This is a genomic window from Brachybacterium ginsengisoli (genome assembly GCF_002407065.1).
GTDB lineage: Bacteria > Actinomycetota > Actinomycetes > Actinomycetales > Dermabacteraceae > Brachybacterium > Brachybacterium ginsengisoli.
Genome location: NZ_CP023564.1, coordinates 3,021,887 through 3,036,751, shown reverse-complemented (window position 1 = coordinate 3,036,751; position 14,865 = coordinate 3,021,887). Strand labels below are relative to the sequence as shown.

Annotated in this window: 13 protein-coding genes; 10 read left to right on the top strand and 3 right to left on the bottom strand. The window is 72.8% G+C overall.

The annotated features are described in order from the left end of the window. A complete protein-coding gene (locus CFK41_RS13630) occupies nt 1-708 on the bottom strand; it encodes a lysoplasmalogenase family protein (RefSeq protein ID WP_096800157.1) in 708 nt (235 codons plus the stop codon). A 146-nt stretch (nt 709-854) separates the two neighbouring features. Continuing rightward, the gene (gene argS, locus CFK41_RS13625; RefSeq protein WP_096800156.1) at nt 855-2,594 is read right to left on the bottom strand and encodes an arginine--tRNA ligase; all 1,740 of its coding nucleotides are present in this window, start codon (nt 2,592-2,594) and stop codon (nt 855-857) included. Between the two features lie 158 nt (nt 2,595-2,752). Here argS and CFK41_RS13620 point away from each other — a divergent pair, with 158 nt between their 5' ends. The 10 genes from CFK41_RS13620 (at nt 2,753) to CFK41_RS13575 (ending at nt 13,950) form a co-directional block, all read left to right on the top strand. Next, nucleotides 2,753-3,172, top strand: a complete 420-nt coding sequence (locus CFK41_RS13620; RefSeq protein WP_096800155.1) for a YccF domain-containing protein — start codon at nt 2,753-2,755, stop codon at nt 3,170-3,172. Between the two features lie 3 nt (nt 3,173-3,175). Then, the gene (locus CFK41_RS13615; RefSeq protein ID WP_096800154.1) at nt 3,176-3,661 is read left to right on the top strand and encodes a flavin reductase family protein; all 486 of its coding nucleotides are present in this window, start codon (nt 3,176-3,178) and stop codon (nt 3,659-3,661) included. A gap of 35 nt (nt 3,662-3,696) precedes the next feature. Continuing rightward, the gene (locus CFK41_RS13610; protein ID WP_096801092.1) at nt 3,697-4,647 is read left to right on the top strand and encodes an alpha/beta hydrolase; all 951 of its coding nucleotides are present in this window, start codon (nt 3,697-3,699) and stop codon (nt 4,645-4,647) included. Next, nucleotides 4,644-6,014, top strand: coding sequence for an alcohol acetyltransferase (locus tag CFK41_RS13605; RefSeq protein WP_096800153.1), 1,371 nt, complete (start codon nt 4,644-4,646; stop codon nt 6,012-6,014). Before CFK41_RS13610 ends, CFK41_RS13605 begins: the two co-directional genes overlap by 4 nt. Then, complete coding sequence (locus CFK41_RS13600; RefSeq protein ID WP_096800152.1) at nt 6,011-6,676, top strand: DUF6320 domain-containing protein; 666 nt, start codon at nt 6,011-6,013, stop codon at nt 6,674-6,676. Before CFK41_RS13605 ends, CFK41_RS13600 begins: the two co-directional genes overlap by 4 nt. A 172-nt stretch (nt 6,677-6,848) precedes the next feature. Continuing rightward, nucleotides 6,849-8,600, top strand: coding sequence for a DUF7937 domain-containing protein (locus CFK41_RS13595; RefSeq protein WP_096800151.1), 1,752 nt, complete (start codon nt 6,849-6,851; stop codon nt 8,598-8,600). 39 nt (nt 8,601-8,639) lie between these two features. After that, nucleotides 8,640-9,914 (top strand): uracil-xanthine permease family protein, encoded by a 1,275-nt coding sequence (locus tag CFK41_RS13590; RefSeq protein ID WP_096800150.1) that lies wholly within the window; start codon nt 8,640-8,642, stop codon nt 9,912-9,914. A gap of 70 nt (nt 9,915-9,984) precedes the next feature. After that, complete coding sequence (locus CFK41_RS13585) at nt 9,985-10,821, top strand: ABC transporter ATP-binding protein (RefSeq protein ID WP_096800149.1); 837 nt, start codon at nt 9,985-9,987, stop codon at nt 10,819-10,821. Nucleotides 10,822-10,846: 25 nt separating this feature from the next. Continuing rightward, nucleotides 10,847-11,896: an iron-siderophore ABC transporter substrate-binding protein gene (locus CFK41_RS13580; RefSeq protein ID WP_227873299.1), complete on the top strand. Its 1,050-nt coding sequence runs from the start codon at nt 10,847-10,849 to the stop codon at nt 11,894-11,896. After that, a complete protein-coding gene (locus CFK41_RS13575) occupies nt 11,893-13,950 on the top strand; it encodes an iron ABC transporter permease (RefSeq protein WP_096800147.1) in 2,058 nt (685 codons plus the stop codon). Before CFK41_RS13580 ends, CFK41_RS13575 begins: the two co-directional genes overlap by 4 nt. On the opposite strand, the gene ctlX is transcribed toward CFK41_RS13575, so the two are convergent. Then, complete coding sequence (ctlX, locus tag CFK41_RS13570; protein WP_096800146.1) at nt 13,939-14,865, bottom strand: citrulline utilization hydrolase CtlX; 927 nt, start codon at nt 14,863-14,865, stop codon at nt 13,939-13,941. The genes CFK41_RS13575 and ctlX overlap by 12 nt on opposite strands.

Sequence of the window (14,865 nt, the reverse complement as noted above, 5' to 3'; positions counted from 1 at the left end):
TCAGCTCTCGACGACCACCAGGGAGGCGCCCGGTGCGCAGACGGTCCAGCGGCGCCGCGGCATCAGGCGCACCATCCCGCCGATGAGCAGGGCGTGGCCGACGGTGTAGGTGAGCATCACCAGCTCGGTGCTGAGCGCGATCGACGCTCCCGGCAGGAACCAGTCCATCGCGAGCAGCGAGCTCGACAGCAGGAACAGCGTTCCTCCGGACCAGGTCAGGCCGTTCCCTCCCGCCGAGAGGAAGGCCATCACGGCCAGGGCCACGGCATAGGCGGCGACCACGCCGAGCAGCGGGCCGGCACCGTCGGCGCAGGCCACGAACAGTCCCACCACCACGGCGCCGTAGGGGATCGCCAGCGCGATGCGCATCGCATCCCAGCTGCGCGCCCACAGCGGAGCCAGCGCCGCCGAGTAGAAGGCCAGAGCCGCCAGGAATCCCGCCACGGCGATCAGCTGCGCGCCCTGCGGGATGAGCTGCCCGAGGCTGTCCCCGGCCCAGGCGCACAGCAGGCCGCCCATCAGCAGCGTGGTGGTGCGCGAGCGGTGCGGTGCCGCGGTCAGGAGCACCACCATCAGCAACGGCGCGAACAGCGGCTGGGTCAGCCGACGGAGCGTCTCCGCGTCCGCGAGGACCGCGCCGACGTTCAGCAGGGCCGCCAGGGCATACGCCGCCCACGACGCGAGGTGGATCGAACGCAACGGCGGCACTGCTCAAGCCTAGGAATCGCTTCCCGCGCTGACCAGGGGTTCGTCCACTCCCTGGGGCACGGTTGGGTAACGCCTGGGCACGTTTGGGTCACGACGCCGGGCGGAGTGTACGAATTGCCGCGGAATGCCCCGGTGTGCGCCTCAGGTCACATCTGCTGCGGTGCGTTCACCCCGAGCGCGTCGAGACCCTCGACGAGCACCCGCTCGGTGAGCTGGGCGAGCGCCAGGCGGCCCGCCCGCACCTCCTCGTCGGACTCCTTGAGGATCGGGGAGGCCTCGTAGAAGGAGGTGAACGCCTGCGCGAGCGAGAACAGGTAGGCGCACAGCCGGTGGGGCTCGAACTCCGCGCCCACGCTCACCAGGGTGGGCCCGAACTCCAGCAGCTGCAGGGCGAGGGCGCGCTCGGCGTCGTTCTCGATCCGCGGCGCGGCGGCCGCGGTGATGCCCTGGGCGGCGGCCTTCCGGCTGATCGAGCGGATCCGCGCCACCGCGTACTGCAGGTACGGGGCGGTGTTGCCGGTCAGCGCCAGCATGCGGTCCAGGTCGAAGGTGTAATCGGAGTCGTGCGCGGTGGAGAGGTCCGCGTACTTCACGCCGCCGATGCCGATGTCGTGGGCGATCTGTGCGCGCTCGTCCTCGGGCAGGTCGGGGCGCAGGTCGTCGATGACGGTGCGCGCCGTGCCGACGGCCTCCTCCAGCAGCGCCATGAGCCGCAGCGAGGAGCCGGAGCGGGTGCGCAGGATCTTGCCGTCCTCGCCGAGCACGGAGCCGATCTTCACGTGCTCGGCCTGGACCTCATCAGGCAGCCAGCCGGCCTCGCGGGCAGCGGTGAAGACCATCTGGAAGTGCAGGCCCTGCGCCGAGCCGACCACGTAGCCGATGCGGTCCGCTCCGAGCGTGCCCACGCGATGGCGGATCGCGGCGAGGTCCGTGGTGGCGTAGCCGTAGCCGCCGTCGGACTTGCGGATGATCAGCGGCAGCGGCTGCTCGTCACGGCCGGTGAAGCCCTCGGGGAAGACGCACAGCGCCCCGTCGGAGATCCGGGCGATGCCCGCGGCCTCGAGGTCGTCGCAGACCGCGGCGAGCAGGTCGTTGTACGAGGACTCGCCGGCGAGGTGATCGTCGGTGAGGGTCACGCCGAGCATGTCGTAGATGCGGTGGAAGTACAGCTTCGAGAGCTCCACCAGGTTGGTCCAGATCCGCAGCGATTCGGCGTCGCCGGACTGCAGGGTCGCCACCCGCTTCCGGGCGCGCTCGGCGAAGTCGCCGCCGCCGTCGAACGTCGCGCGCGCGGCCTGGTAGAAGGCGTTCGGATCGGTCTTCAGCAGATCCGCCTCGGCGCTGTCCTCGCCCACCTCGAGCAGGTGCTCGATGAGCATGCCGAAGGGGGTGCCCCAGTCGCCGATGTGGTTCTGGCGCACCACGGTGTGGCCGAGCTTCTCCAGGGTGCGGGCGATGGAGTCGCCCACCACGGTGGTGCGCAGGTGGCCGACGTGCATCTCCTTGGCGACGTTCGGCGCCGAGTAGTCCAGCACCACGGTCTCGGCCCGTTCGGGTGCGGGCACGCCGAGCGCGGCGGCGGGGTCCACCAGCTCGGCGGCCTGCGCCGCCACCCAGTCGGTGCGCAGGCGGATGTTCAGGAAGCCCGGCCCGGCGATCTCGGGATCCTCGGCGATGTCGCTCAGGTCGACGGCCTCGACGATCTCCGCGGCGATGTCGCGCGGCTTCCGTCCCAGGCGCTTGGCCAGACCCATCGCGGCGTTGCACTGGAAGTCCGCGAACTGCGAGGGGCGGATGATCGGGTCCGCATCGGCGTACTCGGACCCGAAGGCGGCGGCGAAGGCGGTCTGGAAGCGCTGGGTCAGCGCGATCTCGGGAGCAGGCATGCTCCCAGGGTAATCGGCGACCGCCCGCAGGTCCCCTCGGATTCCGCCGCGGCGGGCGCAGTGCGACCGACGGCACGCCGACGAGGTGCGGGGAACCGGAGGCCGCTGCGGGGGCCAGCCCCCTCCCGGGCACCGGACCCGATGCCTAGGGTGGAGCCATGCGCTCCCTGATCTCGCTGATCCTGAACATCATCTGGCTGCTCACCGCCGGCTGGGCCCTCTTCCTGGGCTACGTGCTGGCCGGCGTCCTCGCCTGCCTCCTCGTCGTGACCATCCCCTTCGGCCTCGCCTCCTTCCGCATCGCCGGCTTCGTGATCTGGCCCTTCGGCCGCGAGGTCGTGGACACCGGCCGCGGCGGCGCGGGCAGCGCGCTCGGCAACGTGATCTGGTTCGTCATCGCGGGCTGGTGGCTGGCGCTGGGGCATGTGGCCACCGCCATCGCCCAGGCGGTCACCATCATCGGCATCCCGCTGGCCTGGGCGAACCTCAAGCTGATCCCGGTGACCTGCTTCCCCTTCGGCAAGGAGGTCATGGACTCGGACTCGGCCCGATCCCGGATGCTCCCCACGGTCCGCTGAGCCGTGCCCGTCGACCAGGACGAGTACCGCCGCCTCAGCGACCTGCTCGCCGTGGGCGTCGCGGTGGCCAGCACGCGGCAGGGCCCGCATGACGTGCTGGTGACCGTCGACTCCTACCTCGACCTCTCCTACGACCCGCCCACGATGCTCATCGCGCTGTACGGGATGTCGCGCGCGGCCGAGGCGGTCGAGGAGGCCGGGCACGTGTGCCTGACCCTGCTCAGCGACGATCAGCAGCACCTCGCCGACCGCTTCGGCACCCCCGGCGCGCCCCTGCAGGGCATGCTCGGCGGCCTCGAGGTCACCCGCACCGCGGACGGCGACGCGATCCTGCCCGGAGCGCTCGCCCACTTCGCGCTCCGCATCGACCAGGCCGTCGACGCCGCCACCCACCGGCTGCTCATCGGAGGGGTGGTGGAGATGGGGGAGGGCCGGCCCGACGCCGACCCCGCCGTGCGCTTCGCCGGGGAGAAGCGCTCCCTGCGCTGACCGCCTGCCCAGGGGTGATGGCTATCCTGCATCCCATGAACCCGCTGGAGCGACTGGCGCTGCGCCTGATCCCCGCCGCGCGCTTCGACGTGCGCGAGGACTACGCGAAGGTGCGGCGGCTGCAGCGGCAGCTGGCGGCCCTGCCGCCGGCCCGCTTCCGCACCCCCACCTGGGACACCTTCTCCGACAGCGGCGACGGCAGGCGCGTGCCCGTGCGCGTGTTCACCCCGCGCGAGCAGCGGCGCGAGGACCTGCTGCTGTTCTTCCACGGCGGCGGCTGGGTCACCGGCGACATCGAGAGCTACACCCCTGCCTGCGCCACCATGGCCGACCTCACCGGCTGCCGCGTGGCCTCGGTCGACTACCGGCTCGCCCCGGAGCATCCCTTCCCGGCCGGTCTCGAGGACTGCTACGGCACGGCCAGGCGCCTGCTCGAGGACCCCTCGCTCGCCGGGCTCCCCGACGCCGACGGCATCGTGCTGGTCGGCGACTCCGCGGGCGGGAACCTCGCCGCCGCGGTCTCCCTGCTGCTCGCCGAGCAGGGCCGCCCGGTGCCCAGCCGGCAGATCCTGCTCTACCCCGTCACCCATTGGGATCACGACCCCGAGACCTCACCCTTCGAGTCCGTGCGGCGCCACGGCGAGGACTACCGCCTGACCACCACCGAGATCCGCGACTATCTCGACCTGTACGTCCCGGACCCGGAGCTGCGTCGCAGCCGCCTCGTGTCCCCGCTGATGGCGACCGACCTCGGAGGGCAGCCCGAGACCCTCGTGATCACGGCCGAGCTCGACCTGCTGTGCGACGAGGGGGAGGCCTACGCCGGCGCGCTCGCCGCGGCCGGCAACCGGGTGCGCACCCACCGGGTCGAGCGGGCCCTGCACGGCTTCATCACCCTGCCCCGCTTCGCCCGGCCGCTGCGGGACGCCTACGAGGTGATCGACGACTTCCTCGACGCCGGACCGGCCGGGAGCACCGCGCCGTGAAGCGCCGTCACTGGGTGCGCCTGGACAACGCCTCGAACATCTTCCCCGCCGCGCGCAGCGACGTGGACCCCAAGGTGTTCCGGCTCGGGGCCGAGCTCGATCACCTGGTCGACCCCGCGCTCCTCCAGGAGGCGCTCGAGGAGACCTTCGAGCGCTTCCCGCTCTATCACGCGGTGCTGCGGCGCGGAGTGTTCTGGTACTACCTCCAGGACAGCGACCTGCGGCCCCAGGTGGTCGCCGAGACCGAGCAGGTCTGCGCCCCGATCTACCAGCCCGATCGACGCACCCTGCTGTTCCGGGTCGTCCACCACCGTCGCCGCGTGGGCCTCGAGGTCTTCCATGCCCTCTCCGACGGCACCGGCGCGCTGTGGTTCCTCACCGACCTGCTCGGCGCCTACGCCCGTCGGCGCTTCGCCGGGGAGGCCCCGGTCGTCGAGGAGGTGCACGAGCTGGCCCCGGACTCCTTCGCCCACTACTTCCGTCGCCGTCAGCCCGTCCCCGCCTCGCACGAGGAGGACTTCACCCGGGAGGCGACCCCGGCGGTGCTCACCGTCGAGGAGGCGGCGCGGGAGGAGGGGCCGGTGGGCGAGGGGCGAGCCCGGCGCCCGTCCGGTCGCCGTCGGCGGGTCCACCGCCTGCGCGGCTCCCGCACTCCCGACCACCGCACCCGTGCCCTCGAGCTGAGCATGCCGGCCGCCGACGTGCTGGCCCTCGCGAAGGCGGAGGGCGCGGCCCCCACCATGTACCTCACCGCGCTGTTCTTCGAGGCGATCCGCCGCACCGACGCGAGGGTGCACGCGCGCTCGACGTTCGCCGCCTCCGTGCCGGTCAACCTGCGACAGTTCTTCCCCTCGACCTCCGCGCGGAACTTCTTCGCGACCATCCGGGTCGAGCACACCTACGGGCGGGGCGACGACTCGATCGGGGCGGTCGCCCGCGGGCTGCAGGAGGCCTTCAGCGCCGAGGCGACCGAGGAGGCGCTCGGCCGACGGCTCCGCCGGCTGATCCGGGTGGAGCGCTTCCCGCCGGCCCGCATCGTGCCGCGGCCGCTCAAGGATCTGCTGCTCAGCGCCATCAACTACGCCAACAACCGCTCGCTCACGGTCGCGATCTCGAACCTCGGCCGCGTCACGCTCCCGAGCCCGGCGCAGGACCATGTGGGCCGGATGCTCTTCCTCGTCTCCGCGGTGCGCCCGCAGTTCTGCGCGATCACCCACGGCGGGCAGCTGACCCTCGGGTTCACCTCGCCGTTCGTGGAGACGGCCCACGTGCGGGAGTTCGCGCGGCTGCTCTCCGGGGCCGGCATCGAGGTGTCCCTCGCGGCCGCCCGGTCCACCGAGGAGGAGCTCGCGGGGGTGGGTGCATGAGAGCGTGCGCCGACTGCTCGCTCCGGGTCGAGGGCGACTGGAAGCGCTGCCCCCTGTGCGGCGGCGACCTGCGCGGAGCGGTCGTGCCGAGTCCGTACCCGGCGGTCCCGCTGCGCTACTCGCGCCGCCGCGTGCTGCGGGTCCTGGTGCTCTGCTCGCTGGGCGTGATCCTGCTGTCCTTCCTCGCCCAGCTGCTGTTCCGTCGCGATGCCGAGGACCTCGGCGCGCTGCGCTCGGTGTGGCTGGGGATCGCGACCACCTGGCTGGTGGTGCTGATGGCGGTGAGCAAGCGGCGGAATCTCGCGAAGTTCATCGTCTACCTGGTGGCCGCGGCGGCGGCGGTGAGCGTGTACTGGGACTACCTCACGCAGTGGTCCGGCTGGTCGGTGACCTACGTGGTGCCGATCGTGTGCGCCGCCTCGATCGCGGGCCTGCTGATCACGGTGCGGGTGATCCGGATGGAGCTGGCGGACTACGTGGTCTACAGCGGGCTGACGGTGCTGCTGGGCCTCGCCCCGATCGTGTTCCTGGCGCTGGGCTGGGTGGGCACCCCGATCCCCTCGGCGATCTGCGGCGCCCTCAGCATCGCGGTGGTGACGCTGCTGCTGGCTCTCCGCGGCGGCGCGGTACGCCATGAGCTGGCCACGCGGCTGCACCTCTGAGCAGGTCCCTCGGCAGATCGCGTCGCGCATCGCACAGAGCGGCCACGGCGCGCCGACGGGGGCGGAGGCCTCGGCCTCCGTACGATGCGAGGCGATTGTGTGCGGTGGTAGCAGGACCCGGCCGCCTCGCTGAGTACGGCCCGCGGGCGTCAGAGGTCAGGAGAGAAGGTCGATGGACAGGGAGCGGCACGGCGAGGGGACCCAGGACGACGACTGGATCTTCGCGATCGACGACCCCCACAGCCTGCCCACGGATCGCCTCCCGGACCGGGCCGAGTTCGACCGCTACGCGACCCCGCTGCTCGCCCGACGAGCCGGCGGCGCGGCGATGCCCCCGGGTGAGAACGAGACCGTCGACCTCAGCTCCCTGGACCTCACCGATCCCGGCGCGGATCCTGCGCAGGAGCCGGCCGCGGCGACGGGCGCGATCCCGATGCTCGGACCCGACGGCGAGCCCCTGGAGGACGAGGACGCGGACCAGCTGACCGCTCCGCTGTCCCGGCCGGCGGCGGCGACGTCCTACGCCCGCTCGGGCACCACCCCGAACGCGGAGGGGGACGAGATCCCGTGGAACGGGTTCGTGCTCCCGGATCGCTTCACGGACCTCGGGGTCTTCGACGCGCTGCGCGACGTGGCCGCCCTGATCTGCCTCGCGGCGGCCCTGACCACCACGTTCACCGTCGCACACTCCCCGCAGCTGGACCTGCTGGGCAAGGTGGGGATCGGTTCGGCACTGCTCGCCCTGGTCGCGGTGCACCTGCTGCGCTGGGTCCCGAAGAACCCGCCGCTGAACGCCGTGCGCGTGCTGCGGATCGTGGGCATGCTGCCGGCCCTGGGCGCCGCGGTCACCGTGATCGTCGCCGACCTGGTGCTCTCGCTGCCGAACCTGTTCGCCTCGCTGCCCGACGGCCCGCCCGTCGGCATCGGGATCGGCGTCTCCCTGCTGCTGCTCGGCGGGATCCTCGGCATCGAGCCCCGTGCGCACGAGGGCCACGTCCCGCAGGCGCGGGCGCGCCGGGCGGCCCGCACCCTGCTCTTCGGCGTGGGCGTCGCGGCGGCCGCCGCGCTCCTGGTCGCGCTGGTGATGATCGTGGGCCGGATCTTCACGACCGGCTGGGCGTACTCCCTGGTCACCTTCTCCAACACGGTGATCTCCGCGCTGTTGCTGGGGATCGTGCTGCTCTCCGGCCTGCGCCGTGAGCGGTCCTGGTACGTGCTGTCCACCGCCGTGGTGGCGGCCCTGGTGATCGCGGCGCTGGCCGACAACACCCTCGAGCTGCAGTTCGCGGCGCCGCAGAGCTTCGCGACCGGCTTCGTCTACCTGCCCTTCCTGGTCGCGGCCTTCGGGCTGATGATCTCGCGCTCCTTCGTGCGCAGCATGCCGGTCTCCTTCCGCCGCACCGACTGGCTGGTCTACTGCGTGCGCGCCTTCGAGTTCAGCGCCCTCATGCATGCCGCCGCCGTGCTGTGGCACGTGCTGGCCGCGATCGCCTCGCTCGGCGGGCGCGCCCCCGGCAGCCCCCTGCTCCACGGGATCGATGCCGTGGTGTGCGTCTGCTTCCTGGTCGTCTCGCTGTCCGGCCGCACCTCGCTGCTCACCCGCCCTGCGGTGAGCGCGCGGGCCAGCGGCGTGGTCGCCGGGCTGATCCTGGTGGTCGTCGGCTTCCTCGACGTCATCGTGAACTCGCTGGCGATGGCCGCCGGCGCCGGGCTGGTCACCGGCGGCGTCGCCCTGTCCCTCGGCCTCGCCGTCGCCCTGATGCTCACCGTGCCGGCCCCGGTGCGCGACGAGTTCGGCGCCCCGGACGTCACCCGCATGTTCGCCGACTTCCGCGCCCGCGACGGCGGCACGCGGTCCCTGCTGGACCTGGTGCCCGACGTCACCGCCGAGACCGCTCGGCGCAAGATCTTCCCCGGTCGCTGACCCGCTCCTCCCGCTCCTCCTCACCCCGCCTGGAGACCCATGTTCCGCTGGAGACTGCACGGCAACGGCCGCACCATCGCTCCCGATGCCATCGTCCTGCCCGAGGAGCGGCTGGCCTGGCCGCTCACGATCGGCATCGGCGCGCAGCACGTGATCGCCATGTTCGGCGCGACCTTCCTGGTCCCGCTGCTGACGGGCTTCCCGCCCTCGACCACGCTCCTGTTCTCCGGCATCGGCACCCTGCTGTTCCTGACCATCACCAGGAACCGGGTGCCCAGCTACCTGGGCTCCTCCTTCGCCTTCATCGCTCCGATCACCGCCTCCACCCAGGCGGACTCGATGGGCGCCGCCCTCGGCGGCGTCATGGTCACCGGCATCCTGCTGGCGCTGCTGGGCCTGCTCGTGCAGAAGGTGGGCACCCGCTGGATCGGCGTGCTCATGCCGCCGGTGGTGATGGGCTCGATCGTGGCGCTGATCGGCTTCAACCTCGCCCCCACCGCATACGACAACTTCAAGCAGTCCTCGCTGACCGCGACCGTCACCCTGCTCGCCGTGGTGCTGTGCACCGCCCTGTTCAAGGGCCTGCTGGGCCGGGTCTCCGTGCTCCTGGGCGTGCTGATCGGCTACCTCTTCGCGGTCGTGCGCGGAGAGGTCGACTTCGCGCCGGTCTCCGAGGCGGCGTGGCTGGGCCTGCCCGAGTTCCACAGCCCCGAGCTGAACCTCGGCCTGCTGCCGATGTTCCTGCCCGTGGTGGTCGTGCTGCTGGCCGAGAACGTCGGTCACGTCTCCAGCGTGGGCCTGATGACCGGCCGGAACCTGGACCACATGGTGGGGCGCACCCTCACCTCTGACGGCCTCGCCACCGCCCTCTCGGCCGGGTTCGGCGGCTCGCCCACCACCACCTACGGCGAGAACATCGGCGTCATGAGCGCGACCCGCGTCTACTCCACCGCCTCGTACTGGGTGGCGGGCCTGGTCGCCATCGGCCTCTCGCTCTCACCGAAGGTGGGCGCCGCGATCTTCACCATCCCGGCCGGCGTGCTGGGCGGCGTGACCTTCGTGCTCTACGGGCTGATCGGGATCGTCGGCGTGCGCATGTGGGTGGACGGCCGCGTCGACTTCTCGCGACCGAAGAACCAGATCACCGCAGGTGTGGCGCTCGTGGTGGGCATCGCGAACGTCACCTGGACCGTCGACGGCATCACGCTGACCGGCATCGCACTGGGCACGGCGGCGGCCCTCGTGATCTACCACGTCATGGATCGGCTGGGCCGTCTCACCGGCACCGAGGTCGTCGAGCCGGCGGCGCACTGAGCCGGAGCACCGCTGTCCATCATTTATGCAAGGGTGGACGACCGGAATGAGGTGAGGGTAGGCTTCCCTTGTGCCGACAGCCCCTGCTCCCCGCCCCGCCCTCGTGGGCGACGAGCTCACCCTGACCTACGGCGGCAGCCCTGTCGTCCATGACGTGTCGATCGCCCTGCAGGCAGGGGCGGTCACCGCGCTGCTCGGCCCGAACGGCAGCGGGAAGTCCACGGTGCTGCGCGCGCTGGCCCGCCTGCACCCGCTGCGATCCGGCGAGGTGCGCCTGACCGATGGTGCCGGGGAGCGGCGCACGGACCTGCTCGCGGCGAAGGAGCTCGCGCGGTCGCTGACCCTGTTCACCCAGAGCCGCTCGGCGCCTCAGGGCCTCTCCGTCCGGGATGTCGTCGCCTTCGGCCGCCATCCGCATCGCCGCCGCTTCGCCGGGCTCGACGACGCGGACCGCGCCGCGATCGACCATGCGATGCGCCTGACCGGCATCTCCGACTTCGCCGGGCGCGCCGTCGGCGAGCTCTCCGGCGGCGAGATGCAGCGCGTCTGGCTCGCCTCCTGCCTCGCCCAGGACACCGCGATCGTGCTGCTCGACGAGCCGACCAACCATCTCGACCTGCGCTACCAGATCGAGACCCTCGACCTGGTGCGCGAGCTCGCCGAGGTCCACGGAGCGGCCGTCGGGATCGTGCTGCACGACCTCGATCACGCCGCACGCATCGCCGACCAGGTGGTGCTCCTGCAGAGCGGACGCGTCCACGCCGCCGGCACGGCGGCGGAGGTGCTCACCTCCTCGCACCTCAGCGACGTCTACGAGATCCCCATCGACGTCACCGCGGATCTCGGCGGCCGTTTGCGCATCGAGGCGCGCAGCCGCCGCAGCGCCCCCGTCGTCGCACCTGCCTGACCCCATCTCACCCCCCTATCCGGAGATCACTGTGCCCCGCACCCCTCGCCGCGTCCTCGCCGCGGCCACCGCCCTGCTCGCCCTCACCGCCCTCGCCGCCTGCGGCACCACCGAGGTCCCCGAGACCGCCGCAGGAGGCTCCTCCGAGGGCGCCGCGATCAGTGACTCCTGCGCGGCCGACGAGACGACCACCTCGACCGGCCCGGTGTCCCTCACCGACGACCTCGGCCGCCCCGTCGAGCTCGACGCCCCCGCCGAGAGGGTCGCCGTGCTCGAGTGGCAGCAGACCGAGGACCTGCTGAGCCTGTGCGTCGCCCCGGTCGCCGTCGCGGACGTGGAGGGCTTCTCCACCTGGGTCACCGCCGAGACCCTCCCCGACGGCACCACCGACGTCGGCACCCGCCAGGAGCCGAACCTCGACGCCCTCTACGCCGCCGATCCCGACCTCGTCATCGTCGAGGCGAGCGGGGCGGACGACGAGATCCTCGCGCAGCTCGAGGAGCGGGGCGTGCCGGTCCTCGCCACGACGGGCGCCGACGCCGCGGATCCCATCGGGCACATGACCGAGCTGTTCTCCCTGATCGGCGAGGCCACCGGTCGCACCGAGCGCGCCGAGGCGGTGCTGGGCGAGTTCGAGGAGCACCTCGCCGCGGCCCGCGAGGAGGTCTCCGCCGCGGACCTGCCCACCACCGACTTCGTGTACCTCGACGGCTGGGTGGAGAGCGGCAACGTCTCCCTGCGCCCCTTCGGCGAGGGCGCCCTGTTCACCGCGATCGGCGAGGAGCTCGGCCTCACCCCGGCCTGGACCGGGGAGGTCGACCCCGTCTACGGCCTCGGCCAGACCGACGTCGAGGGGCTCATCGCCGTGGGCGAGGCGAATCTCTTCTACACGGGCACCGACGACCCGGCCGGGGACTACGTGACCGAGCTCGAGAAGAATCAGATCTGGACCTCCCTGCCCGCGGTCGAGGACGGCCGTGCCCATGCCTTCCCCTCCGGCATCTGGACCTTCGGCGGTCCGCGCTCCTCCGAGCAGGCGATCGACGCCTACGTCGACACCCTCACCGCGCCGTGAGGCCGCAGGGCGCCGGCGGACTGCTCGCCGGGCTCGGCACCCTCCTGGTGCTCCTGGCCGCGGTGGTGCTGGTGGGCCTGTGGCACCTCACCCAGGGCACCTCTGACCTCGGCGTCGCGGAGCTGCTGGGGCACCTGGTCGGTGCGTCGGAGGAGGACCGGAGCGTGGGCGTCACCGAGGTGCTGCTCGCCTCGCGGGCGCCGCGGCTGGCCGCGGGCATCGCCGTCGGCATCGCGCTCGGCGCCGCCGGGGCGATGCTGCAGTCGGTCTCCCGCAACGCCCTGGCCTCCCCGGACACCCTCGCCGTGACCGCCGGCTCGTACTTCGGCCTCACGCTCGTGGCGGCCTTCGGCCTGTCCGTGCCGCTGTGGGCCTCCGGAGGCGTCGCCTTCGTGGGCGGACTGCTGGCCGCCGGCCTGGTGCTCGCGATCGCGGGCGGCGCGGGCTCCTCGACCACCCGGCTGATCCTCGCCGGCTCCGCCGTCGCGATGGCGCTGCAGGCCGGGACCTCGATGCTGCTGATCCTCTTCGAGGCCGAGACCACCGGGCTGTACGCCTGGGGGAGCGGCTCCCTGACCCAGCTGAACCTCGACGCCTCGCTGCGCGCGCTGCCCGTGATCGGACTGGGACTGCTCGCCGCGCTCGTGCTCTCGCGGCGCCTCGACGTGCTCGGGCTCGGGGACGATGCCGCCGCCTCGCTCGGAGTGCCGGTCACCTCGACCCGGGCCGTGGTGGTGCTGTGCGCGGTGCTCCTGACCGCGGTCTCGGTCACCGTCGCCGGGCCGCTCGCCTTCGTGGGCCTCGGCGCGCCGGTGCTCGCGCGGCTCCTCGGGTCGATGGTGGGCGCGGTGCACCGGCACGTCCTGCTGATCCCGGTCTCGGGCCTGCTCGGGGCGCTGATCGTGCTGCTGGCCGACGCCGGCATGCGCGCCCTGCTCACCCCGCAGGGCGCCGCCGCGATCCCCACCGGCATCCCCACCGCGCTGCTGGGTGCGGTGATGATCGTGGTCCTCGCCCGGCGTCTGCGGGACTCGGGGCCGACGGCGCAGCCGCCGCAGGCCCGCGTCGGCCTGCGCTCCCGGCGTCGGGTCCTGATCGTGGTGGTCGTGCTCGGCGCGCTGCTGGTGGCGGTGGTGGTGCTCGGGCTGCTGGCGGGGAGCCTCTGGCTGCGCACCGGGGACCTGCTGCTGTGGCTGCGCGGCGGGGCGCCGGACCTCATCGCCCGGGCCCTGACCGACCGGGTGCCGCGGGTGGGCGCCGCCGTGCTCGCAGGGGCCGCGCTCGCCCTGGCCGGGACCGTCGTCCAGACGACGGTGCGCAACCCGCTCGCCGAACCCGGACTGCTGGGCATCACCGCCGGTGCCGGGCTCGGCGCCGCGACCGTGGTGACGATGCTCGACGGCGGGCGCGCCGCGATGATCCTGTGCGCGGTCCTGGTGGGCGTCGGGACCTTCGTGCTGATCACCGTGCTCTCATGGCGGGGCGGCCTCGCGCCCGAGCGCTTCGTGCTGGTGGGCATCGGCACCGGCTACGGGATGAGCGCCCTGACCACCTTCCTGCTGCTCAGCGCCAACCCCTTCGACACCCCCGCGATCCTCACGTGGCTGTCGGGGACCACCTACGGCCGCGGGCTCGACGACGTGCTGCCGGTGCTGATCGCCCTGCTGCTGATCGTCCCGCTGCTGCTGGTCCAGCATCGCGAGCTGGACCTGCTCGCGATCGACGAGGACACCCCGCGGGTGCTCGGCGTGCGTCTGCAGCGCACCCGCCTCGCGGTGATGGGGCTCGCCGCCGTGCTCGCCTCGATCAGCGTGGTGGCGGTGGGGGTCGTCGGCTTCGTGGGACTGGTCGCCCCGCACCTCGCGCGGGCGCTGGTGGGAGGCAGGCACCTGCGCACCATCCCGGTCGCGATGCTGCTCGGCGGCACCCTGGTGGGACTCGCCGACGCCCTGGGACGCTCCCTCATCGCGCCCGCCCAGATCCCGGCCGGACTGATGGTCGCGGTGCTCGGTGCGCCGTACTTCGTCTGGCTGCTGTGGCGGTCACGGGCCTGAGCCCCGCGGCGGCAGATGCACCCCCGCGATCATGCAGCGCACGGAGCCGCCGGCCGCCTCGATGGTCGGCACCGACACGGCGAGGATCGGGCAGGAACGTTCGATGCGGCGCCGCTGCGCGGGCGTGAGCTGCGCGGCGGCCCATGCCGACATCGCCAGGACCCGCCCCCGGTCCCCGAGCAGCTCGAGGCAGTTCCCGGCGAAGCCGCGCACCTGGGCCTCGGACAGCTCCACCACCTCCCGGCCGCTGCCCCGCAGCGAGGCCAGCACCTGGGACCGTCGGCCGGGGTCGCGGATCATCCCACTGCCCACCAGGGCGATCTCGGTCCCCACGCTCATCAGCACGTTCGTGTGATAGACGGGCACCCCGTCGGCGTCGGACGCCTCGAACAGCATCGGCCGGTACCCGAGCTCCGCGCAGGCCATCTCGAACAGGCCGGGATCCAGGCGTCGGGAGCGACAGGCGTAGGCGATGCCCGCGAGATGGTCGAGCACCATCGCCCCGGTGCCCTCGAGATGGCGCTCCTCGCGCTCGTGGCCGGAGAGGTCCAGCACCCGGCGCACCACGAAGCGCTCCTGCAGGTGCGCGATGACGTCCTCGCGCCGCTCCGCGCGCCGGTTCGCGGCGAACATCGGGTAGAGCACCACGGTGCCATCGGCGTGGGTGGACAGCCAGTTGTTGGGGAACACGCTGTCGGGCATCGTGGCGCCCCGGTCCTCGAAGACCTCGACCTCCACGCCCGCCGTCCGCAGGGCCGACGCCAGAGCGTCCACCTCCGCCGTCGCGCGGGCGGCGACCTCGGCCGGTGATCGCGTCGGCTCGTGCTGGAAGGCGTTGTCGGCCGCGGTCTGCGGATTCGGGCGGAAGCGGTGGGGGCGGACGAGGACGACGTGAGAGGGCGCCTGCCCGCTCAT